At 67.6% G+C, this 21,284-nt stretch carries 17 protein-coding genes; 6 read left to right on the forward strand and 11 right to left on the reverse strand.

The window, feature by feature from the left end; all coding sequences use genetic code 11:
* Positions 1–306 precede the first annotated feature (306 nt).
* Complete coding sequence (locus AB0M97_RS10275; RefSeq protein ID WP_365960327.1) at positions 307–1,620, reverse strand: site-specific integrase; 1,314 nt, start codon at positions 1,618–1,620, stop codon at positions 307–309.
* A 224-nt stretch (positions 1,621–1,844) separates the two neighbouring features.
* On the opposite strand from AB0M97_RS10275, the gene AB0M97_RS10280 reads away from it, so the two are divergent.
* The 5 genes from AB0M97_RS10280 to AB0M97_RS10300 all read left to right on the forward strand — a co-directional run bounded on the left by AB0M97_RS10280 (position 1,845) and on the right by AB0M97_RS10300 (position 9,920).
* Positions 1,845–2,072, forward strand: coding sequence for a helix-turn-helix transcriptional regulator (locus tag AB0M97_RS10280; RefSeq protein WP_365960328.1), 228 nt, complete (start codon positions 1,845–1,847; stop codon positions 2,070–2,072).
* Positions 2,073–2,985: 913 nt separating this feature from the next.
* On the forward strand, positions 2,986–4,257 hold the full coding sequence (locus AB0M97_RS10285) for a Wadjet anti-phage system protein JetD domain-containing protein (RefSeq protein ID WP_365960329.1): 1,272 nt from the start codon (positions 2,986–2,988) through the stop codon (positions 4,255–4,257).
* Positions 4,254–5,528, forward strand: coding sequence for a hypothetical protein (locus tag AB0M97_RS10290; RefSeq protein ID WP_365960330.1), 1,275 nt, complete (start codon positions 4,254–4,256; stop codon positions 5,526–5,528). Before AB0M97_RS10285 ends, AB0M97_RS10290 begins: the two co-directional genes overlap by 4 nt.
* A complete protein-coding gene (locus AB0M97_RS10295; protein ID WP_365960331.1) occupies positions 5,518–6,774 on the forward strand; it encodes a hypothetical protein in 1,257 nt (418 codons plus the stop codon). Before AB0M97_RS10290 ends, AB0M97_RS10295 begins: the two co-directional genes overlap by 11 nt.
* Positions 6,771–9,920, forward strand: a complete 3,150-nt coding sequence (locus AB0M97_RS10300; RefSeq protein ID WP_365960332.1) for a hypothetical protein — start codon at positions 6,771–6,773, stop codon at positions 9,918–9,920. The genes AB0M97_RS10295 and AB0M97_RS10300 overlap by 4 nt, the downstream gene beginning before the upstream one ends.
* 122 nt (positions 9,921–10,042) lie before the next feature.
* Here the strand turns inward: AB0M97_RS10300 and AB0M97_RS10305 are convergent, their stop codons facing one another.
* The 10 genes from AB0M97_RS10305 to AB0M97_RS10350 form a co-directional block, all read right to left on the reverse strand.
* Positions 10,043–11,050 carry a restriction endonuclease gene (locus AB0M97_RS10305; RefSeq protein ID WP_365960333.1) on the reverse strand — a complete coding sequence of 336 codons (1,008 nt, stop codon included), beginning with the start codon at positions 11,048–11,050 and terminating at the stop codon, positions 10,043–10,045.
* Between the two features lie 328 nt (positions 11,051–11,378).
* Entirely contained in the window at positions 11,379–12,017 is a 639-nt protein-coding gene (locus AB0M97_RS10310) for a hypothetical protein (RefSeq protein WP_365960335.1), read from the reverse strand.
* A 649-nt stretch (positions 12,018–12,666) separates the two neighbouring features.
* Entirely contained in the window at positions 12,667–12,978 is a 312-nt protein-coding gene (locus AB0M97_RS10315; RefSeq protein ID WP_365960336.1) for a hypothetical protein, read from the reverse strand.
* Positions 12,979–13,104: 126 nt separating this feature from the next.
* Entirely contained in the window at positions 13,105–13,965 is an 861-nt protein-coding gene (locus AB0M97_RS10320) for a hypothetical protein (RefSeq protein WP_365960337.1), read from the reverse strand.
* Positions 13,962–14,675, reverse strand: coding sequence for a ParA family protein (locus tag AB0M97_RS10325; protein WP_365960338.1), 714 nt, complete (start codon positions 14,673–14,675; stop codon positions 13,962–13,964). The genes AB0M97_RS10320 and AB0M97_RS10325 overlap by 4 nt, the downstream gene beginning before the upstream one ends.
* Positions 14,676–14,859: 184 nt before the next feature.
* Positions 14,860–15,432, reverse strand: coding sequence for a helix-turn-helix domain containing protein (locus AB0M97_RS10330; RefSeq protein WP_365960339.1), 573 nt, complete (start codon positions 15,430–15,432; stop codon positions 14,860–14,862).
* Entirely contained in the window at positions 15,429–16,934 is a 1,506-nt protein-coding gene (locus AB0M97_RS10335; RefSeq protein WP_365960340.1) for a helix-turn-helix domain-containing protein, read from the reverse strand. The genes AB0M97_RS10330 and AB0M97_RS10335 overlap by 4 nt, the downstream gene beginning before the upstream one ends.
* Before the next feature lie 627 nt (positions 16,935–17,561).
* Positions 17,562–18,311 carry an SDR family oxidoreductase gene (locus AB0M97_RS10340; protein ID WP_365960341.1) on the reverse strand — a complete coding sequence of 250 codons (750 nt, stop codon included), beginning with the start codon at positions 18,309–18,311 and terminating at the stop codon, positions 17,562–17,564.
* A gap of 92 nt (positions 18,312–18,403) precedes the next feature.
* On the reverse strand, positions 18,404–18,598 hold the full coding sequence (locus AB0M97_RS10345; RefSeq protein WP_365960342.1) for a DUF2795 domain-containing protein: 195 nt from the start codon (positions 18,596–18,598) through the stop codon (positions 18,404–18,406).
* Between the two features lie 310 nt (positions 18,599–18,908).
* Positions 18,909–19,322 carry a MerR family transcriptional regulator gene (locus AB0M97_RS10350; protein ID WP_365960360.1) on the reverse strand — a complete coding sequence of 138 codons (414 nt, stop codon included), beginning with the start codon at positions 19,320–19,322 and terminating at the stop codon, positions 18,909–18,911.
* Between the two features lie 406 nt (positions 19,323–19,728).
* Here AB0M97_RS10350 and AB0M97_RS10355 point away from each other — a divergent pair, with 406 nt between their 5' ends.
* The gene (locus AB0M97_RS10355) at positions 19,729–21,234 is read left to right on the forward strand and encodes a SulP family inorganic anion transporter (RefSeq protein WP_365960343.1); all 1,506 of its coding nucleotides are present in this window, start codon (positions 19,729–19,731) and stop codon (positions 21,232–21,234) included.
* Positions 21,235–21,284: the final 50 nt, after the last annotated feature.

The raw sequence follows: 21,284 nt of genomic DNA on the forward strand, positions 1-21,284 counted from the left end.
GGCGTCACGACAAGATCGAGACGCTAGGTCGGATGCGACGGGCGCACACAAGGGGACATACCCGCGCACAGTCCGAAAACGGACGCCGGAGCTGCTGCCGTGCTGCTCGACGCGGCCAGGGCTCAGCCAGGAGCCGAACCGCGGTCGAAGGTTCGAACGGAGGCAACCGGGAACCGCAACGAATTGGCTGGATCCTGTGATGGCTGCAGAGGGAGGGGAGGGCGATCTGCCGAGAAGGTCATCGAGGCAAGGTGCGACTGAGGCTGCTCCTGGACGCCGAGTTGGAGGCAGGAGATGGCAGGCACGTCAGGACGCGGACGACGCGCAAGAACCGAAGGCAGACTCGTTCCGCGACGAGGTCGTGGGAGCGTCGATGTGTGAGAAGGCGGTTCCGAACACGGTGACCGTGACCTCCTCCACAGCGAGGGGCGGGTGGGCGTAGGTGTCCCAGGTCTCGGAGAATCTGGCGTGCCGGGAGAGCGCTTGCACCGTCTTCGGGTCGTGCTTGCGGGAACCGCCGAGCGTAGTGGTGTAGAAGTGCTTGAGGTCGTGGAAGCGGGTTCTGTCCGGTAGCCCGGCTTGCTTCACTGCCCTTCGCCACTTCTGATGGAAATCGGTGTTCAGTACAGGGCGGCCAAAACGGTTCGTGACGATCAGGCCCTCGTCCGGCGGCTCAACGTAACCGCGTGCCCTGCGTCGGCGCTCGGCGGCTGGCGAGACGGGCTCCGGCTCGGAGAACCGTGACACGTGGTGTAGCAGCCGCTCGATCAGGAAGCGATCCACCGGCAAGGTTGCGTAACTGGCCTCGGTCTTGAGGCGCACGGCCTTACCGCGCTGCCGCTGCTCTTCGATGTGAAGCAGGTCGTGTCCCCAGGCCACCTGACTTCGCTTCAGCCCGAAGGCCTCGCCCTGGCGCAGTCCGGCGCAGGCTCCGAGCCAGACCAGCACCTCATAGCGCGGCGCTACCTTTCGCATTGCCGCTGCGACTGCTGCGACCTGCCCGGGAGACAGTGCGACCTTGACGCGTGGTGTGACGTCCGGGAGTTCGATCCGCGCCACGATGTTGGGAGGGAGCGGGACATCCTCGTCCAGCATGTAATGCATAAGGATGCGCCAGGTCTTGAAGATCTGGAGGACGGTGCAGGCCGAGTCAATGCCTTCCTTGTCGAGGAGGTAGTCGACGAAGGCCATGGAATCGGGGCGGCGCAGGCTGGTTGCCGTGCGGTCGCCGGCGAAGGGCAGGATGTGGTTGCGGAGATGGCTTTCGTAGGTGTCGCAGGTATTGGTGTTCTTCTTCCGCTTGCGTTTCCTTTCCATCATCTCGGCTGCGAAGTATTCAACTTGCAGGCTGCCCGGGGTGCTGTCTCGCGTCGCCTGTCTTTCGGATTCTATGAGCACCTTGTCAAGGCAGCCGCGGGCTTCCTGCCAGGTGGCAAAGGCCGGTCGCTTCTCTTTTCCTGAGCAGTCGGTGTACCGGGCCTGCCACCGATGGCCGCGGCCGTGGTCCGCAGACGGATACAGCGGCTGATCTGGCGTGCCACATCGGCACGGTGCGTCACCACGTTCTGGTTTCGGATATCTCTTGTGCCAGCGATCGAACGGCTCGATTGGCTTGCTCATGCGCCCTGCCCGCGAAACTGAGCTGCGTGCTGGACCCGTCGCTGCCCTCTCGCGCTGGCTTGACGACGTGCCCCACGGCGTTGTTGCTGTCCGCCAGGGCGATACTGTCCGCTACAACCGGTAGTTATGCACAGCTGTTCATGGTGCACGCAAAGGTGTGACGGTCGAGTCACCGTGTGCCAGCACGTGAACCGTCACCAGACCCGCGACTCCTGTCCCTGGGTATGCAAATCCGTCGCCTCAGAGAGGAGCGGGGATACAGCCTGGAAGAACTCGCAGAACGCAGCGGGCTGAGCTTCCGCGGCCTCATCTATATCGAGCACGGGCAGCGTGGACCCAGCGTTCTTACGCTCTTGGACATCGCTGCAGGGCTCGATGTGGAACCCGGGGAACTCGTCAATCACATCCCCCGAGAAGAATCCGGTGACTCCGCGCCCGGTGGTTCGAGGTGACAATCCGGGAATCGTGATGTCGTCAGGCGTGCTGCCGTCGTACGGTCTGCCAACGGCATCGTCGCGGTTGTCCTGAGGTCTGCGCGGGTGGGCTTCTTCCGCTACAGCCGGATCTTCCAGCGCGACGGTGCGCAGAGCCCGGTGGCGTTGGCCTGCATCCTGGACCGCGAGCGACGAGCGTGAGGTGTTCGACTGGAATGGCCGAGGCCAGGTTGGGGCTATGGGTGGTGAGGATGACCTGGACCGGCGGCGTCCCCGCGGTCAGCGACGAGAATCTGTCCTTCGACGTCGCTTGGCGGCGCGCGCGTCCGGCGACACCCGGATGAGGTTCCCTTCCGGCAGCATGGTCACGGCATCCCCGGTGTTCCGCACCACTCGTCGTCGGACGATCGGCGAAGTCGGAGCAGGGACTGACGTCGTTCACTTACGCGGCAGCAGCGCGTCGTTGGTGATCGCACCTCTTTCAGAGGGTGCAGTGCTCCCGCAGACTGAGCCGAAAGCGTCAGCAGTGACCCCAGAGCAATTGGTGTGGACCAGTCGCGTTTTAGACGGCATGGTGATGACATTTCTGAGAAGTGACATACGCCTCAGCTCATAGGCTCTGTCGCTTATCCAACGCACGGATAACCTCGATGGGCAACAGAGCCGCTCGGCCACGGGCCCGTCGCAGTGCGCGAAGACAGGGGCGAGCGCGTACAGCCGCTGACGCATGCCGCGGCGCGGGGAGTGGGGAAGACCTGTGGGAGTCGCTGCGCGTACCGGGGGCGGACTGCTCTTCGGAGAATCGTTCGGACGGGTGCCCGTCGCACTTGAGGGAGTACCAGAGGGACTGCGTGCCGTCACAGTCCCGACACGGCGAGACGGACAGGACAGGCTGCCACGCGACCGACGGCGCAAACTGAACGTCACGCGGGTGGACTTGGTTCCAGCCGGCGAAGTGCCCCTGTTCGGAGCGCCCGAAGGGCTGTCGCCGTCACACCTGGTGTGGGTCCTGGACTCCGGCCGACGCGAATGGACCTCCGTCGTCAAGCGGTTCGGCGGGCAGGCCTTCGAGGTGACAGCCGACCTGGTCCGCTGCGGGGCGGTGGTGTTGCGTTGCGAGGTCGACGAATTGCTCCAACTGGGCCGACCCGTGCGCTGGACGTTGACTCAGGCCTGGCAGGAGCAGGCGGAAGATCGCCTGGCGGAACTGCGTGGCGCCCGTGATCCGCGCCGTGCGCGCCGCGAGCTTCTGCAGGTGATGGAACCGGTTGAACAGCTCGCGCAGGAGCGCCAGATTCTTGCCGCAGTCCCCGAAGGAGCGGGGCTGGTCGTTCCCGCTGGAAGCCGCGTCCGGACGGCGGCGTGGTCAGTCTACGAGGCCGCGGTTCGGGCCGCAGCGCAGTGGTGGGAGCTGCGTGGTCAAGGTGAGAAAGAAGTGACCTTGAAGCAGCTGGCCGCGCACGCGCTGGGAGGCTCCAAGACGTGGACGGCGCAGCAACAGGTCGGGTTTGCCAACCTCATCGGCGTGGACTTCGAGGACGCAGTCCGTGAAGAAGACACCGACCTTCGGGTGAAGGGACCTCTGTCGTGGCACATCGGCGAGGTCGCCGCAGACGCCGCGGTCGCCCAGCCCTGGGTCGGACTGCCCTCACAGGGCATCCGAGTGATCGGCCAGGCCCAGTGCAGCGCCCGCGGTGTACTGGTGATCGAGAACTCCGACACCTTCGGAGCCGTGTGCCGCAGACTGCCGGAGCTGACCGAACAGTGGCTGTGCGTCTGGGGCGTCGGCTACGCACGCGATCAGCTCGTCACGTTCCTCCAGTGGCTGCAGCCCAGGCCGATCGTCGCCTGGTGTGATCTGGACGCCGACGGCATCGGCATCATCCATGACCTGTCCCGTCGGCTCGGCACACCGGTGCACGCCGTCGGAATGGACGTGGAACTATGGCGCGAAGGCCCTTACCGGCGGCGTAAGAATCCCGAGCAAGACAAGGCCCTTGACGCCGAACACGCCACGGACCTGGCACAGTACGTGACGGGTCCCCTGCGCGAGCTGGCCCTCGCCGTCGCCGAGAGCGGGGAGTCACGAGAGCAAGAGACGCTCTACCCCTCCGTTCTTCCCCGCCTGCCCGAGCTGCTGGAGCCCTTCCTCCACCTGCCCGTACCTGGGCCCGCCCACCCGAGCCAGGAGAAGACACGGTGACCAGCGGTCAGCTGCCCTTGGACGAACAGGACCAGGTGCTCCTCGCCCCCGGCCAACGGCTGATGAACTGGCGTGCATTCTTCGCACCGTTGGCCGCCCACCGCGAGGCACTGGTGAAGGACCCGGAACTGGTCCGCCTGGCCGCGGACGTCGTCGCAGTGTTCGCCGAACACGCCGCCTCCAGCGGACTGACCCGAAACCAGATGCGGGAGTATCTGGGACCCAGCGGGAGGGGCTGGCCCTCAGCCGTCCTGGATTCACGCCTGTCGCTGATGATCGACATGAGTTTCCTGGAGCCCTACGTACTCAAGAAGCACCAGGACCGCTACGTCATGCGCCCCGCCGGCCTTGCCGGCGCCATCGCCGCCGAACGCCTCGCCCTGCACGGGGGAGTCGACGAACTCATCGGGCTGCTGGACCGTACACGTGAGCTGCTGGAACGAGACGACCCAGATCCCACTCCCGTGCTGCAAGCGCTGCGCACATGCCGGCACGGACTGACGGTCTTCGCACTGGATTTGCAGCGGCAGGTCATCATGGCCACGCCCGCAGAACTCATCAACGCCCAGCGCCAGCACGACCACACCGACTTCTCCCGCCAGGTGACAGACCTGAACGAGCTGGTCACCCGGGCCTTCTCCGGTGACCTCGTCCTGGAGGACGCGGCCACCGCGCTGATCGAGGCCGCACAGTTCTACCGCCAGCAACTCCTCGCGGCCATCGACAAAATCCTGGAGCACGGCGGCGGAAGCCTGAACCTGGACGTCCTCACCCCCGCCGAGTACCTCCACCTCGCCAAGACCGCCGGCATCGACCGTCTCGGACACTTCGGCGAGTTCCTCGTCGCCGACACGCCCCCGGTGTGGATCGACGGCCAGCACGTGGTTGACACCGCAGCCTCGTACACCCCGCAGCGGCCGTCTCGACCGCGTCCGGCCCCGCCCCAGCCGACACCCGATGACGACGCCGACCCCTTCGCCGTCCTGGACGACGCCACCCAGCACGAGATCCTCCGCCAGGAAATCCTCCTGGAGGACCTCCTCGGCGGGCAGCAGCACACACACCTTGCCGACGTACTCGAAGCACGAGGCTGGCCCGGAGCCGGGCGACTGCTGGTCGAACTCCTGGCCGCCGATGCAGATCCCCGCGTCGACTGCCACATCGACATCGCCGTGCCGGTACGCGTCGATCCCGCCGCCAAGGTCACCTACCTCCACGACATCACCCTCCACGCCGGAGGCGACGCGGGAGGCCACGACCGTGACCGGTGACAGCGCCCCACCGTCCCCGTCCGCACTCCTGCTGGCCGCCATCCGCGCCGCGGGATCAGTCGCCGCCCCCCGCAGTGCAGCCCTGCTCAAGGAAACCGCTGATGCCGCCCAACGAGCGGGCCGGACCGTGCTGCAGCTCCGGGCCGCAGGGGAGAGCATGATGACGCTGCGGCTGGGGTGGCCCGCCGGCAGCGCCCCGGACATCGAGCAGTTGGGGGAGCAGGCTCCCGCCGCTCTGGCCCGCATTCCCACCCTGGTCTGGGCTCTGTGCTTGAAGGCCGCATGGCCCGATCCCACGCTGCCGCACTACCCCGGCCAGCCCTTTTCCGCCCAGCTGATCGAGACCGCCTCCGCGCACCTGGGCGCGGATTCCAAAAGCGTCTCCACCGCTCTGGAGCGCCTACTGCCCGGGCACGGTCTCATCGTGGCGGTCGGCCCGATGCTGTATCTGGGGCCCGCCGTGGCCACTCTGCCCGGTCCCACCATCGCCGCGCTCCGCAGAGGCCACCACCGGCTGCCTGACCCCTACCAGCAGCACACCGTGCACTCCTCACCCCATCCCCCACAGGCGCACGCTGGCGATCCGGACACCGCCACCTCGCCGCACGAACTCACCCCGCCCGACGATGCTCAACACAGCAGCGAGCACATCAGCCGCAGCATCATCACTGCCCTGGAAACCGCACGAGGTCCATTGCCCCCACGCGACCTGCCGGCCCTCAACGACCTCGATATCCGTGCCCACGTCCAGGCTGCCTTGGCCGACATCGGCCGCATGCTCATCCGCACACCCCAGGGCACCTGGACCACCGGATACCCAGACCCGGTCGCCGAAGCACTCGCCGCGGCCGGGATCGGCACCCTGAGCCCGGCCGAGCGAACCGTCCTCGCCCTGGTCCTTCTGCACACCGTCGCTCTGCCACGAGCCCAGGGACGCCACACGCACCCGCAATGGAACGCCACCCAGCATTCCGTCACCCTGCGCGAACTCGCCCGCAACCGCACGCTGACCAAAACCACGATCCGCGAGGCCCTGCGCACCCTGACCGCGGCAGGGATGGTCGACACCGCAGGCCAAGGAAACTACGTCCCCGGCCCGTGCCTGCAGCGCCTGAGTGAACCCAGCATCGCCGCCCTGTGGGAGGACCTCATCCTCGCCGGCCGGCCCGACGGCCACCTCGCCCGCGCCATCGCACGGCGGCGCCAAGCCGCCCGCCCCACCGCCCCGTCCCAGGAGCACACGTGACCATCCCGCCCGGCCCCGACAGCCAACTGTCCACCGGCATCATCGGCAGCCGGCAACTGGTCGCCGTCCAGACCTTCGCCATCGCCCGGCTCACCAGCGACCCGGTGGCACTGATTCCCGGCACCTTCATCGCCGTGACAGGCCGGGGCCCCAAAGACTCCAACGAGTCAGGCAAGACCAGCTTCCTCGCCGCCGTGGCGCTGCTCCTGGGCGACCCCGAATGGCAGATCACCAGCAACGGCACAGCCAATACCGTCAACCTGCTCTTCGAACCCGTCATCGCCGGGGCCTCCACCCAGCTGGTCGACGCAGCCGACCGTGGCTACATCGCCGGCGTCTTCGCAGAATCCGACGGCAGCCGCCCGCACAGCGTCTGGCTGCAGATCAGCAACGACTCACCCCATGTCCAAGTACGCCACCATCCCGGCGTCCACCTGCTTACCGACGGAACTGACGACGAGCGTCACCGCGCAGCACCGGCCTTCTACCAGCAACTCGGTGTCGAGGCACTGGGCTCCAGCGAATACGCCAACCAGCTCTACGGCCGATCGCCGAAGGTACTGGCCTACGTGGCGTCTCGCGGGCAGGTACGCTCACGGCCCTCCCTGCTCAAGCTCGAAGCCGGCACCTACTCACCCGACCACATCGGGGATGCCCTGATCACCCTGTCCGGCCGCTCCAGCCTGCTCGAACACGACAAAGGGCAGCGTAAGGCACTGGAGGACAAGCGAGACAAGTACGCCAAGGCCCTTCAACGGCACGAACAGGCACTCGCCCGGGAAGACACCATGCTCCGCGAGGCAGAGGCCCGAGACGAACTCCGCCGCAAGATCGGCAGTGCCGAAGCTGACCGCCGCGCCGCCCTGGCCCGCATCCTGCTGGACGAAACCGCACAGCTGCGCAGTGCCGAGACCCTCCTGCCCCAGACCGCGGCCACCCTCAAGACGACGACCGATCTTCTAGGAGACCTGGAGGCCCAGAAGACCGACGCCTCCAACCTCACCGCACTCGAGCAGGCCTGCGAAACAGCCGAGCAGACCAAGAACCAATGCCTCACCGACTTGACCAACGCACAGACCGAAGAACGCCGCCTGGTAGAAGAACTCGCCAAGGCGCAAAAGGCACTGGACGAGGCCCGGACCCTCAGCGCCGCCCACGCCGGCGAAACCGCGGCCGCGCTCCAGGAACAGCTGACCCTGCTCGCCCAGCAGACGGCAGAAGCGGAGATCAACCGCGGCATCGCCCAACGTGACACCCACAACTACGCAGACCAACTCCGCAAAGCCGAGCAGGGACAAGCAGGACTCGTCGGAGAGGTCCTGCACACGCTGGCCGCCGAGGAGGACATCACCGGCGTCGGACTGCTCGACCAGATCGACCTCGACGACCAGATGCGGGACAGGTGGGAAGCCGCCCTTCACCCGTGGCGCGACGCCGTCTGCATAGCACATGCCGATCTGCCCGCCGCCCTCACAGCACTGACCGCCCTGCCCGGCGCCGTCCTGATCACCGAGAACCCAGACAGGACCCCAACCGCCACCTCACCCACCAGCCACGCGACCACGTGGCCCACAGGCATCCGCTCGGCGCCAGAACCTGCACGCCAGTTCCTGCACGCACTCGCCGCCCAGACCCAATGGACCCAACAACCCCCGCACTCCAGCGTCGACGCCCTCGGCGTCCACATCGTCGGAGCCTTCCCCAACCCGACCGTCGGGCGGGCCGCCTTGTGCGCCCAGCTGCGCGCCCGACACCACGAGGCCCTGCTCAGCCAGCAGAGAGCGGAGAACCTCCTTGAGCATCTCGCACGCCGCATCACCCTGGCAGAGGCTGAACTCACGCGCGCCCAGGCCTTCGAAGCCCTACCGCAACTGCTGAAAGACCACAGCGAAGCCACTGACAGACTCACCCGCAGACGCCACACGCTTCCCCAGGTCGCAACCCTTCTTGACGAGGCAGTGGACGCCTGGGCCATGGCCAAAACCGCCCTCAGCGGCCGAAAGCAACGGATCGAAGAACTCGAGCGGCGCATCCGGGAAACGAAGATCACACTCCAAAACTGCGACCGTGAGCGCCGCGAACAAGAGGCGGTCATCGAACGAGACGGCGCCAGCGCCGCGGCAGCCGACCTGGGGCTGGACGCTGAAGCTGCCCGTACGTTGCTGAACTGGCCCGCAGACTGGCTACCCACGCAGTACACGCAGCTTCTCAACGAAGCACCGCTTCCACCCGCCGCGCCCCACGGCGAACCGCCCCGGGAACGGCGCTCCGCCGCCCAACTCCACATGTCCGCCAACGCGACCGTCGACGGCTGCATGGTCGCCCTCACCCTTCGGGCGGCAACCAGCGGCTACCCCACTGTCGCCCTCGCTCACGCCAGCCGCCTCGACGACGCCGACCTCGATGCGAAAGCCGACGCCGCACTCCAGGCACTCAGCGAGTGGCTCACCGACAACGAGGCCGCCGACGCCGACATCCACACCACCGTAGAGAAGGTGCGTGCCGAGCGCCTTGAGGAGAACGCTTTCATCTCCCGATCGGTGGAGACCCTCGCCGAGGAACTCCGACACACCCAGGAAGTCATCACCCAACGCGTCGCCGGAGCCCTCGACAACATCACCACGGCACTGGACCAACTGAACCGCGACGCCGGCCTCTTCGGCGCAGACCTGCACTATCAGATCGACCCGCCCACGGACACCGACCACAGCTGGCGCTGCTCCGTCACACCACGGTGGCGACGCAACCCCAACGGCCCGATGCTCGCCTACGACACCGTCACCAACACCGCCCAGGAAAAGCTCTTCTCCATCCACCTCGTTCTCGCCGCCCTCCTGGCAGCCCCTCACGCCCAAGGCCGAGTGCTCGTCCTGGACGAACTAGGCGACTCCCTGGGCCAAGAACACCGACGCGAAGTGCTCAGCGCGATCACCAAAGTCGCCACCGCCCACGGCATCACCGTCCTGGGCACGTGCCAAGACACACTCATGCGAGACGTAGCCCCCGTATGCGGGCAAATCCTCTACTTCCAGTACCCGTCAAAGTCCGAATACCTCAACCGGCCCACACGCATGTTCGGATACGACCTCCAGGCCGGGCGAGTGGAGCTCACCGCCGAACAACTGACCCGGCGATTCACACGCTGAGACCCCCCGGCAGCAACACGACCCTGCTGCCGGGCACAGCGAAGACCGGTCCTGCCGCCCCGCAGGCAGCCAAGTCGGACGCGCGGTCGGCGTGATCGACCTTCCGTACCAGAGCAGAAGGATCAGGCTGCTGCTGCCTCACTGGAGCTTCCCTGCGAAATTCCCACGACCTCGTACAGGGAGTCTCCCCATGTAGCCCAGCGCTCCAGTTCCGTTGCACCGATCAAGTGGATCGCGTGATCATTGGCGAAATCGCGCGCTGGCTCGGAGAAGGTACCGTTCGTGACCATCAGCGCGATGTCAGCCTTGTGCTCAAGGCGAGCAGTGCCATTGAACGTCTGGACGTTCGTACTGGTCACCATGTGCTTGGCAGTCCTGCTGGTCTGCTTGCACTGCACCACCACACGCCGGCCGTCAGGCGTCTGAGAGATGACGTCCGCACCCCGGTCCCCGGTCCCTCCGTGCTGACGGATCACCTTCATCCCGTCGCGCTGGGTGAGCCACGCGACGAGAAGCTCGAAGTCCTTGCCATCGAAACCCTGGATGCGCCGCAGGCTGTAGCTCTCCTGACTCTGGGCGAAGAGGTTCCTCCGGTCATCAACAGCTTCGAGCCGGTCCGCTTCCGCCAGCGCCCATTGATTCATTGCTTCGAAGCGGTCTGTGCTGGGCACGATCTCGTCCCACTGCTCGGCGATAGTGTTCAGCGGAGAGTCGACACGGCCTGGAGCGTAGCGCGTGGACAGGTCTTCTTCGGGCAGCGTGCTGAGTTCCTCGAAGGCCAGACTCGCTTGCTGCAAGCAGCGCCCGATGAGGTCGAGCTCATCGTTCACCGTCTTGATGAACTCATCGAAGACCAAATCAAGTTCGGCCCGAGTGAAGTCCCAGGTGCGCCCGCGAAAGTGCGAGTCGCCCCTGAGTTTCTCCAGCTTTTCAAGATTTCTACGGAGGGCATCTCTTTGCCTTCGCAGCTGGGTGCAGGCTTCGCGGCCGATCGAGACTTCCTGCACCCACAAGTACGCAGCGAGCAGGTCAGCTTCGTCGGCTTTGCCCAACGCGTCGCCCATCCTTCTGCGTACGTCGCGGTCGGGGTAGCGGGGAGGGACAACGCGAGCGTCACGTTCAATGATCACCAGGGGAGCGTATAGGCGGCCACTGACAACCCCGGACGGCTTCCCGTCAAAGGCCCACGCGCGCAGTGAATCCCTACCTCTTCGTCGGCGGGCATGTGATCCTCGATCGTCTCTGAAGATTCGCCTGATGGAAGTCCGATTCGAATCGCCCTTTCGATGGCACGCGTGAACCGGCGCCGTGTTTGAGTTCGAGTCACGCGATGGCGGCCAGTAGATACGGCTCTTCCAAGATTTTCGTGAGCCGATCAGGCAGCCGTCCTCGGGTGGTTGCCGTCGGTAGTCGGCATCCGGTGCACCGTGCGTCTCCAGCGCGTCTCGTTCCGCCTCGTCACGCTTTGGAGAGCAGAAGGAAGACGAGATAAAGAAGCCCTGTTCCGGCGCTGGCTCCCACGACCTGGGACATGCGCGTGTAGTACATGCGGACGATCTCATCGGGGGTCAGCCGGGTCTGACGCTTGATATGTGTGTTGCTCGCCGATGCTCGCAGGTCGATCTGCGGGTCTGAGCCGTCTACCAGCATGATGTACGTCAATGTCTGGCCCTGGTGCAGAGGTGTCGCAGGGTTCAGGCTGAGAACTTTGGTTTCGACAGTGGCTGGCAGCACCCGCTGCGACGTAGGCCGTGACGTCTCGTTGAGGACAGCGATCACGTCGGCTGTGGATGTGACCTCTATGGGCTGGCCGTTGAATTGAGCGGGCTCTAGGTCCTTGTTGCCGACGTTGGAAATGTCAATTTCCACTACATGCGGGTTGCTCAGCGTTGTGCTTCCGTGTGTGATGGTCAGAGCGCCGTGCGCGGCGGTGTGTGTGAGAGTGCTGACGCGTGCCGACCAATAGATCCGGCGTCGTGGCCAGACGGCGCGGTAACTGAGCCAGCCGATGAAGAGTGCGGTCGGGATCGCGAGCACGGCTCCCACCGCCCCCATAGCCGTCCAGAAGGTCTCGCTCGGCGCCGCGATGATGGTCATGGCAGATCGTTATACCGGCCAAGGTGCTCGGTTGAGTAGCAGACGCCCTGGCACCACTGGTTCGCGGGGATCGGCGACCTCAGTGGCATTGGGTGGTCGTCGGCTGGCGGCGACGAGTAGGACGCGCTTCCTTAGGAGTGGGAAGCCGGCTCGGTCCGCCATCTGCCGCTTGACCGATTTCGCGTCTGCGACACGCCCCTCCACGATGCCGGAGCTGAGGGAGTTGCTCAGGCCCTGGGTGACCGCGACGAGGTCGTTTCGCAGGTTGCGGGCGAAGTTCCGAACCGAGTGCACAGCTGCTTGCTCGGCCGCGTGGTCCATGCGGGAAGGCGCCTCTTGCCGTCCAGCCGGTCCATGATCTCGGCGAAACTCGCGGACGTGGTGGGCGGTGCCGGCCAGTTCGGAGCATTGCTCCAGCAGTATTTTCAGGCGGAGTGCTTCCTCGCTGGTCAGCCCGTCGGGATGGCGGGGGAACCAGGTGACGGCGCGTCGGATGGTGGGTGTCCGCGGCAGGCCGCGCAGGGAGGGCTCCGCTCCCCGCAGGGTCCCAGCCAGCGGCGGACGCTTCAGGCGCGGTCCCGGAAGCCGAGTTGATGCGCGGTTTGCACCTAGGACAGCAGGATTGGCGTGTAGTTCGTGGTCTGCCTGGTCATGTCGCCGTCGTCTTGGCCGGGCTGAGACCTGGCGGATAGCCCTTTGCGCGGAGCCAGGTGTCAACGGCAAGCGCCACGATGTCCCCGTGCGGTATGCCGGTGTCGGCATGGAAACGGCGGATCCGGCGCTGGAGTTCCAGCGCCTCGGGGACGGCGTAGTTGAGTCGTCCGCGTTTGGTGTGCCGGTTGCTGATGACCTCCAAAGTGTCCGGGTGCGGCGTAAGGGCGTCGTCGGGTGGCTGGGGCTCGGCGTCGAGCGCGTCGGCGATTTCCCGCAGCCGGTGGGCGTAGAGGGAGTGATCAGGCACGAGAGCTCCTCCGGTTGGTCGGCTAGGCGGATAGCTAGCCGCCTATCGGGCTATTGGGATAGTCGGTGGGAGGGGGCGGCCGGACCCTGATGTGGGGGCCGGCCGCCCCGTGCGTTTCGGCCGGGTTCAGAAGCCGCGGGCGGTAAGCCACTCGTCCAGCGCGACCGAGACGATGTCGCCGATGGGCAGGTGGTCGAGTTCGTTGTCCAGCGCGAAGCGCTTGATCCGCTTCTTCAGCTTGAGTGCGGCGGGGACCGACGAGTCGAGACTTTCCCGCGTGATGATGCGCTGGTTGAGAACGACGGCGACCTCGGGAATGTCCTTGGGCCGTCCGGGACCGTGCGCGTACGGCGTCCCCTCGCTGTGAGCCTCCTGCGATCGAGTGTCCTGTTCCTGGTGAGCCCCCGGACCCTCGGTCCTCACCGGGAACGCCGTACCGCCTGCGACCGGGGAAACGGCCGGGCGAATGGCGACCTCGGCGGCCGGAGCCGCACCAGCAGCCGCGGACGCAACAGGAGTCGGACCATGCTGCGCAACAGGTGCGGCCGACTGCGTGGCCTGGACCGCAGGTGCGGCCGGCTGGGGAGCCAGGACCACAGGCGGCATGTGCCGCTCCACCGGCATCGGCGCGGACTCTGTCCCCGCCTCTGGCACGTCGACAGCCGGGTGAGTCGGCTGACTGGCAGCCGGCTCCGGCACTGGGCTGCTCGGCGCCTCGGCAGTCGGCTGGGCTGAGGTCTGCGCCACTTCGGGCACTGCCTCGGTCCGGTCGTGCGCCGATGCCTCGGCGGGAACGGCGGAAGGAGCGGGCTGAACCTGCGCCTCGCCCGCAGTGGGACGGCCTTCGCCCTGGGCGGCAGCCTGCTCGGCGGCGTACTGCTCGGGGGTGAGTTCGGCGGCCGGGGGAGAGGGCGGCGGAGTCGCCTTCTTGGCCCCGCCCAGGGTGCGACCAGTGCGGCGGGCCGGGGGCTTCATACGCTCACTCATGCCGTCAGCTCCTTCATCAGCTCGGCGTACTCGCTCAGCTCGGTCGGGATCTCGCCGAAAACCTCCATGTAGTGCACCCAGGAGTGGATGGTCGTCTCGGCGAGCGGGAACGGCTCGTCACGGTCCGGACCGATGCCCTCGCCCTCGGCCGGCTCCAGCAGCTTGTCCTTGGCGTTGCGGGGCAGGCTGGTGCGGTCGTCGGCCTTGACCAGGACCACGTGGGCGGTGACGTCGCGCTCGTTGCGGGCGGCGGCGCGCTCGGCCTCGTCGAAGGTGGCCACGAGCTTGCGGCGCTCGATCTTGGTGGGGGCGACCGGCACGATCAGCCGGTTCGCCTCGGTAACAGCCTCGTGGAAGATGCGGGCGCTGCCGCCGCCGGCGTCGACCACGATCGCGCCGAACTCGGCGCGCTTGGCGCGGATGTACTCGGCGATGTCGTCGAACGGGTACCGCTCGACCACCAGGTTCTCCGGGATCTCGAAGCCCTCGGCCTGGGCGACCTTGAACCAGTCCCAGGCGGACTGGCTGGTCGCGTCGGCGTCCAGCAGCAGCGTCGGCAGCCCCAGGACGACCGCGTAGTACAGGGCGATGAACCAGGCGGAAGTGGTCTTGCCGGTGCCGCCCTTGAGCATGCCGACAACGATCACGAAGGCGTCCCAGGCGTGGGCTGTGGCCGCCGCCAGGGTCTTGATGCGGGTGTTCTCGTTCACGTGTGCTTGATCTCCTGAAACTGGAAGGGTGCGTTGATGTGGCGGTTGTCGACGGCGTCGACGCAGGCTTCGGGTGTGGCTGTGTGTGGGGGAGCCCTTGCTGCGCAACTGCGGCCGGGATGGTGGATGGGCGGGTCGTTGAGCCGAGCGGCACCGCGGGGGACACCTGGGAGGACGGGGGCGCTCATGGCCGCTTCCTTGGGGCGCAGGCCGGGCCGTGGTTGTGCTGGGGTCGCATGTGGGTGCCTGCTTGGTGCAGAAGCCGGTAGACGGTGGCGACGGAGTAGCTGCACTCTTTGGCGAGTTCCGGGACCGTGGCTCCGGCTTCGTAGCGCGCCCGCAGGGACAGCGCGAGTTTCTGCCGCTCGGCGGCCCGCGCTGCGGCGCGCATCCGCAGCGTTTGCTGCGGGGTGCGCACAGCGCCGCCGGCCTCGATCAGCAGGCGTCGGGCAGCACGCCTCGTCCCAGCCCCCGCCGCGGCGAGCTCGGTGAGGGTCGCGCCGTGCTGCTCGTACAGGGCGCGCAGGTGGGCTGCGAGACGCTGGCGCGCCTGTGGATCCTGGCGCATCCGGCGGGTCTGCCACGACGTGCGCATCTCGGTCCCGGTCTCGTGCAGCCGGTTGAGGACTGTGCCGTACGACAGCCCACTGGCGGCGACGAGTTCGTCGACCGTGGCACCCGCCTCGTACTGTTTGCGTAGCGACTCGGGCGTCACCGCCTCGCTCGCATCGGAGGTGACCGGGGGCTCTTGGTTCATGCGGCGGACTCCCATTCGCTGAGGGCTTCGGCATGGGCGGCGGCCAGCTCGTCGTAACTGCGCTGGTCGGCAGGGGTGATGAGGATCAGCCGTCCATCGGTGGCGATCCGCCAGTCGGGAACGGCGCGACCGGTGACCGGGTCGAGGACGCGACCGCCCGGGGCGTGCCAGGCGGAAGGGATCTCGTCGGGGCGGGGTGCCGGGGCGAGGATCTGGCGGCCGTCGCGGACGATCACCACGGCCTTGCTGCGGTGCTCCGCCAGCCGCTCCAGTGCCTCCCGGTACGCCGACCGTTCGGCCGCGTGCAGGGCCTTGCGCCGGGCGGCGACGCCTGTGGTGCCATGCTGCTTTGCCACCGAGTCCCAGCCCTGAGCCGGTTCTGCGATGTCGTCGGTCACAACATCTGGAAGGCTGTTACCGAAGCCCTCCAGCGCGCCAGGCGCGAGGCTCCAGGTCTCTCCGCTGTGGTGCACGAGGCCGTGGTCGGCCAGGCGACGCAAGGTCCGGTAGGCGGTGGCTCGGGACACCGACGTCGAGCCGACGAGCTCGCCGATGGTCTGGGCCGGGCGCGCGTGCAGCGCGCCGATGATCATGAGGGCGGAGCTGCCGAGGCCGTGGTGGGCGAAGGCGTCGTGGCCCATCAGCCGGCCGATGACGGTGGAGTCGATGTCCGCCGCCGCACCTGTCTCAGGGGTGGGCCACTCCTCAAGTACCGGGTCGGGGGGGTACTGAGTGGTCCGGAAACGAGACAACGAATCGGGGCTGCCGTGATGGCCGACGCTGCCGTCGCCGAGGTACCAGGTGGACCCCTCGCGGCCATGGCCGACCCGCAAGCGACGCAACCAGCCACGCGGCTTGAGGACCGTCTCGTAGACGACCCGCAGTGTCGTCCGGGAGACCCCGGCCTCCTCGGCGGTCTGCCGCTCACTGGCGTGGTGCAGGGGCCCGCCCGCGATCTCGGCGAAGTTTAGATGCGCCCGCAGCACCCGAAGCGCGTTCCGGCCCCGCTCCCCGCGCCAGGGCGTCGTCTCGATCCGGTCCCGCAGCGCGGCCAGAACCTCGTACGCCTGCTGACGCGACTCCACGACCCGCGTGCTGGCGACCGCGGCCGAGGCACTGGCCCACACCCGGCGGATGTAGTCCAGGGCACGCGCCTGCCCGGATCGCAGCGCGATGTGCCGCGCGTGCCGACCGCCCTCGTGGTCGGGGTGGAGCAGCATCCGGGTCAGCTCGTCGACGGTTCCGCCGGCGCGGGCGACGTGGCAGGCGATGGCCGCCGTGATCCGGTGCCCGTGCTCGGCCGCGCCCTGACGGTCCTCGCGCAGGACCACGCTCCGGCCGTCGGAGCCGAGCCTGCTGTAGCTGCCCGCCGCGTAGCGGCCGGTGAGATCGCCGAGCAGGACAAGGTCAGCCGCGGCTCGGGGCAGCCGGTGAAGGCCCAGTCGCTCGCTCGGGTGAATTGGACGTCGGGGTGAGTCCGTCTGCTGGGTGTGGTGTGGCACTGTGGAGTCGTCTCGCAAGGACGTGGACACCACCCAGGCCCGCTAAAACCACGGGTGGTGTCCGGAACCGACCTCCAATCGGTGCCAGGCGAAGCCTCCAGGATGGCCGTCCTGGAGGCCTTCGTATGCCTGGCTCCTCAGCGGAGGCAGACGTCCCCATCGCGGCTCGACCGAGTTCGACTCGGAGTGCCGCCAGAGGAGTCCGAACCGATTCGACACCGCCCCGACCTCAGCCGACTCGGAGCCAAACAGAGGGCGATTGCCTCTGACTGGCTCCGAGCAGCTCGGGTCGAACCCGGGTCGAATCAGAGCGGTTTCCTCTGACTGCCTCCGATCGCCTCTGCAACCCGTCCTAGCAGGTCACAGCCGGTCCGACCCGTAAAGCCGCAGGTCAGAAGGGTGCTCCAGGAATACCCGGCGTACAGCCCGACTCGTCCTGTCGCACTCCCTCCGGCCCAGGCCGGAGGGGGTGCCCTGCCTTGCGCCTCCGGGGTCGAACGGGGCGGGCAGACCGTTCCGTGCTGCGCTTCGGCTGTGCCGGGTTCGCCGGCGCCGAAGACCTGGGGCAAGCCCTCGCCCGGCCGGCGCCAGCCGTTTCCACACCCTGCCGCAGGTGACGCTGCGACTTCACGGCCAGGACGGCTCGTTGCGCGGGACGACGACCACTTCCGGCATGGCGCTGCTCGCGGGTACGGACAAGGCACACAGCACCGCGTCGGCGACGACATCGGGGTGTTGCAGCTTGGAGATGTCGGCGTCCGGGAAGCGTTCCAGGATGAACGGTGTTTCCATGCCCCCGGCGATGACCCCTGTGACGCCGATGCCGAGGCAATCGCGCTGTGCCTCCTGAAACAGCGTGTGGGTGAAGGCACGCAGGCCGGACTTGCTCGCTGCGTAGGGGCCGGCTTCGGTCCAGGTCCGGTGGGACGCGGTGGAGAGGATGTTCACGATGTGACCGCCACCGCGTGCGAGCATGCGCCGGTAGACGGCCAGGCACAGGTACATCGGGCCCAGCAGGTTCGTGGTCACCACGCGGGTGACCTCGCCGGGGGTCAGATGCTCGATCGGCTTGGTGACGTCGACAGCGGCGTTGTTGACCAGGATGTCCACCGGCCATCCGTTCCGCTCCAGGTCCCGGACAACCGCGTCGACGGCGTGGGGGTCGCAGACGTCGAGTTCCACGAATCGCGCGTCGTGGCCCTCCACGGTCAAGGCGGTCCGTACCTTCTCCCCGTCTTCGCACCGGACGTCGGCCAGGCAGACGCTCGCTCCTGCCTCAGCCAGGCGGTGGGCGATCGATGCCCCCAGGCCGCGGGCCGCACCAGTGACAAGGGCGTGTTTGTCCGAGAGGCCCGCATAAGAATTCGGTTCCACCATCTCGCCTTTCGAGCGCGTTTCTTCTCACCGGCTGACGCGCCGCGCAATGGTCCGGGCGGTCGGCTGGATCCGGGTGATGGACACCTGTGATGTCATTCGTCGCCGAAAACGGCCTTCTGTACGTCGTTGGGCCCGTCGAACTGGTCGGTCGAGGCGTTGGAGAGCTTGTCGACGAGGCTGCGGTCCGCTCCGTTTTCCTTTGCCAGCTCAATCAGATCGTCGCGGCTGGAAGGGTAGTTGGCGCCCTTGAGGGCCTTTTGAACGTCGATGGGGCTGATGTCTGCCATGGTGGTTCCCCTTGCTTTGTGAAGGCCGGGTTCGGTGGTCGTTCGGTGCAGTGGTCGGTCCGCTCCGGCGAGAAGTTCGTGGCACGCCTGGAGGGCCGCGCGGGTGCTGCTGCCGAGAATGGCGGCACAGCGCTCAGCATTTCCTTGACCGGGGGTCGGCACAGCCGCCCGCAGGAGCGTTCCGGTATGGCCATCCTGACCTTCAGCGGGGAAACCTGCCCGTTGTTTGGCCCGACCGGGGGTACCGCCGCGTGTGTGTACCGCCCCGATGGCCGGCGGGGCGGTGGCGTTTTCGAAGCGGCGCCGCGGTTCAGGTACGGGCGGCCGGAGCGTTCTCCTCCAGGCGGGCGCCCAGGGTGGCGGCGAAGTCCTCGGCGCGGGCCAGTTGGACCCGCAGCTTCTCCACCTGCTCGGCTGCGGCGCGCGCGTAGGTCCGCACCCGCTCCAGCAGCGCCTCGCGCTCGTCGGCGTCGAGGGCGTCGCTGCTGTCCAGGCGGTCGGTGGCGTCCAGCAGGTCGTGCATCTGCTCCAGGGTGAAGCCGAGCGGTTTCATCCGACGGATCACCATCAGCCGGGCGACATCGGTTTCGGTGTAGAGGCGGAACCCGCCCTGGGAGCGGGCAGAGGGAATGACCAGGCCGGTCTCCTCGTAGTGCCGGATGGTGCGCAGGGACAGCTCGGTCCGCGCGGCGACCTCGCCGATCTGCATGTGCTTGCCGTCCACGCCGCTCTCCTGGCCGTTCCAGTCCGTGACGGGCCGCGTCCCGTGCGACCCCACCGGCCTCTACTCTAACGTTAGGGTAGAGTTGCTGGCGGTGAGGGCGGCCCGGCTGCCCCTGCCACTGCCGTTCCGGGGCCGAAGGCGCCCCCGGCGAGGATCCCATTTCTGCAGGAGAGAGCGTGCGCGAGCCCATGACGCCGATCGCCGCCGCCTGCCCGCCGTGACCCTTCGCCCCCGGATGTGAGCCGGCGGGCCGTCCGTGCGCGCCGCCCTGCCTCGCTCCCCTCTCCCTCGACTTCCGGCCCGCCCCGCGGGCCTCCGCGGGGTGCCGGCCCGGCCCCCGCACGTCCTTCCCGCACGCCCCGGCCTGCCGACGGGGTGTGCCCGAGCACGACAGGTACACGTCTCCTTGTCTTCCGCTGCTGTGACTCCCGCCACGCGCCTGCGCGGCCTGCGCCCCGACTGGCTGAACAACCCGAAGGTCTGGCGCACCGAGGTCCTTGCCGGTCTGGTCGTCGCCCTGGCCCTGATCCCCGAGGCGATCTCGTTCTCGATCATCGCCGGTGTTGACCCCGCGATCGGACTGTTCGCCTCCTTCACCATGGCCGTGACGATCTCCATCGTCGGCGGCCGCCGCGCGATGATCTCTGCCGCCACCGGCGCGGTCGCCCTCGTCATCGCGCCCGTGAACCGCGAACACGGGCTGGGCCACCTGGTCGCGACCGTCATCCTGGCCGGTGTGTTCCAGGTCCTGCTGGGCGCGGTGGGCGTGGCCAGGCTCATGCGGTTCGTGCCCCGCTCGGTGATGACCGGCTTCGTCAACGCCCTCGCCGTCATGATCTTCATGGCGCAGGTGCCGGAGATGCACGACGTGCCCTGGCCGGTCTACCCGCTGATCATCGGCGGCCTGGCGCTGATGGTGTTCTTCCCGAAGGTCACCAAGGTGATCCCGGCACCGCTGGTGTCCATCGTCATCCTCACCGTGATCACCGTCGCGGCCGGGATCGCGGTGCCCACCGTGGGCGACAAGGGCGACCTGCCGTCCTCGCTGCCGGTGCCGGGTCTGCCCGACGTGCCGTTCACCCTGGACACCCTGACCACCATCGCGCCCTATGCCCTCGCCATGGCGCTGGTCGGCCTGATGGAGTCGCTCATGACCGCCAAGCTGGTCGACGACATCACCGACACCCACTCCTCGAAGACCCGCGAGTCCGTCGGCCAGGGCATCGCCAACATCGTCACCGGCTTCTTCGGCGGCATGGGCGGCTGCGCCATGATCGGCCAGACGATGATCAACGTGAAGGTCTCCGGCGCCCGCACCCGCGTCTCCACCTTCCTCGCCGGTGTCTTCCTGATGGTGCTGTGCATCGTCTTCGGCCCCGTCGTCTCCGACATCCCCATGGCCGCGCTGGTCGCCGTCATGGTCATGGTCGCCTTCGCCACCTTCGACTGGCACTCCGTCGCCCCCAGGACACTGAAGCGGATGCCCGCCGGTGAGATGGCCGTCATGGCCATCACCGTGATCGTCGTCGTCGCCACCGACAACCTCGCCATCGGCGTCGTCGTCGGAACCGTCACCGCCATGGTCGTCTTCGCCAAGCGCGTCGCCCACCTCGCCCACGTCACCGCGGTCACCGACCCCGACGGCAACACGGTCGTCTACTCCGTCACCGGGGAGCTGTTCTTCGCCTCCTCCAACGACCTCGTCGGCCAGTTCGACTACGCGGGCGACCCGGAGAAGGTCGTCATCGACCTCTCGGCCGCCCACATCTGGGACGCCTCCTCCGTCGCCGCCCTGGACGCGATCGAGACCAAGTACGCCCAGCGCGGCAAGACCGTCGAGATCACCGGCCTGAACGACCCCAGCGCCGACCTCCACGGAAAGCTCACCGGCGAACTCGCCGGCAGCCACTGAACCCGGCGCCGCAACACCAGAGGACCCCCGCCCGACCGGCAGGGGTCCTC

The sequence above is a fragment of the Streptomyces sp. NPDC051207 genome (assembly GCF_040682395.1).
Lineage (GTDB): Bacteria > Actinomycetota > Actinomycetes > Streptomycetales > Streptomycetaceae > Streptomyces.

Coding starts and splice junctions, on each gene's coding strand:
- AB0M97_RS10275 (WP_365960327.1), bottom strand. CDS start 1,620: ATGAGCAAGCCAATCGAGCCGTTCGATCGCTGGCACAAGAGATATCCG.
- AB0M97_RS10345 (WP_365960342.1), bottom strand. CDS start 18,598: ATGGCAGACATCAGCCCCATCGACGTTCAAAAGGCCCTCAAGGGCGCC.
- AB0M97_RS10310 (WP_365960335.1), bottom strand. CDS start 12,017: ATGACCATCATCGCGGCGCCGAGCGAGACCTTCTGGACGGCTATGGGG.
- AB0M97_RS10340 (WP_365960341.1), bottom strand. CDS start 18,311: ATGGTGGAACCGAATTCTTATGCGGGCCTCTCGGACAAACACGCCCTT.
- AB0M97_RS10280 (WP_365960328.1), top strand. CDS start 1,845: ATGCAAATCCGTCGCCTCAGAGAGGAGCGGGGATACAGCCTGGAAGAA.
- AB0M97_RS10330 (WP_365960339.1), bottom strand. CDS start 15,432: ATGAACCAAGAGCCCCCGGTCACCTCCGATGCGAGCGAGGCGGTGACG.
- AB0M97_RS10320 (WP_365960337.1), bottom strand. CDS start 13,965: ATGAGTGAGCGTATGAAGCCCCCGGCCCGCCGCACTGGTCGCACCCTG.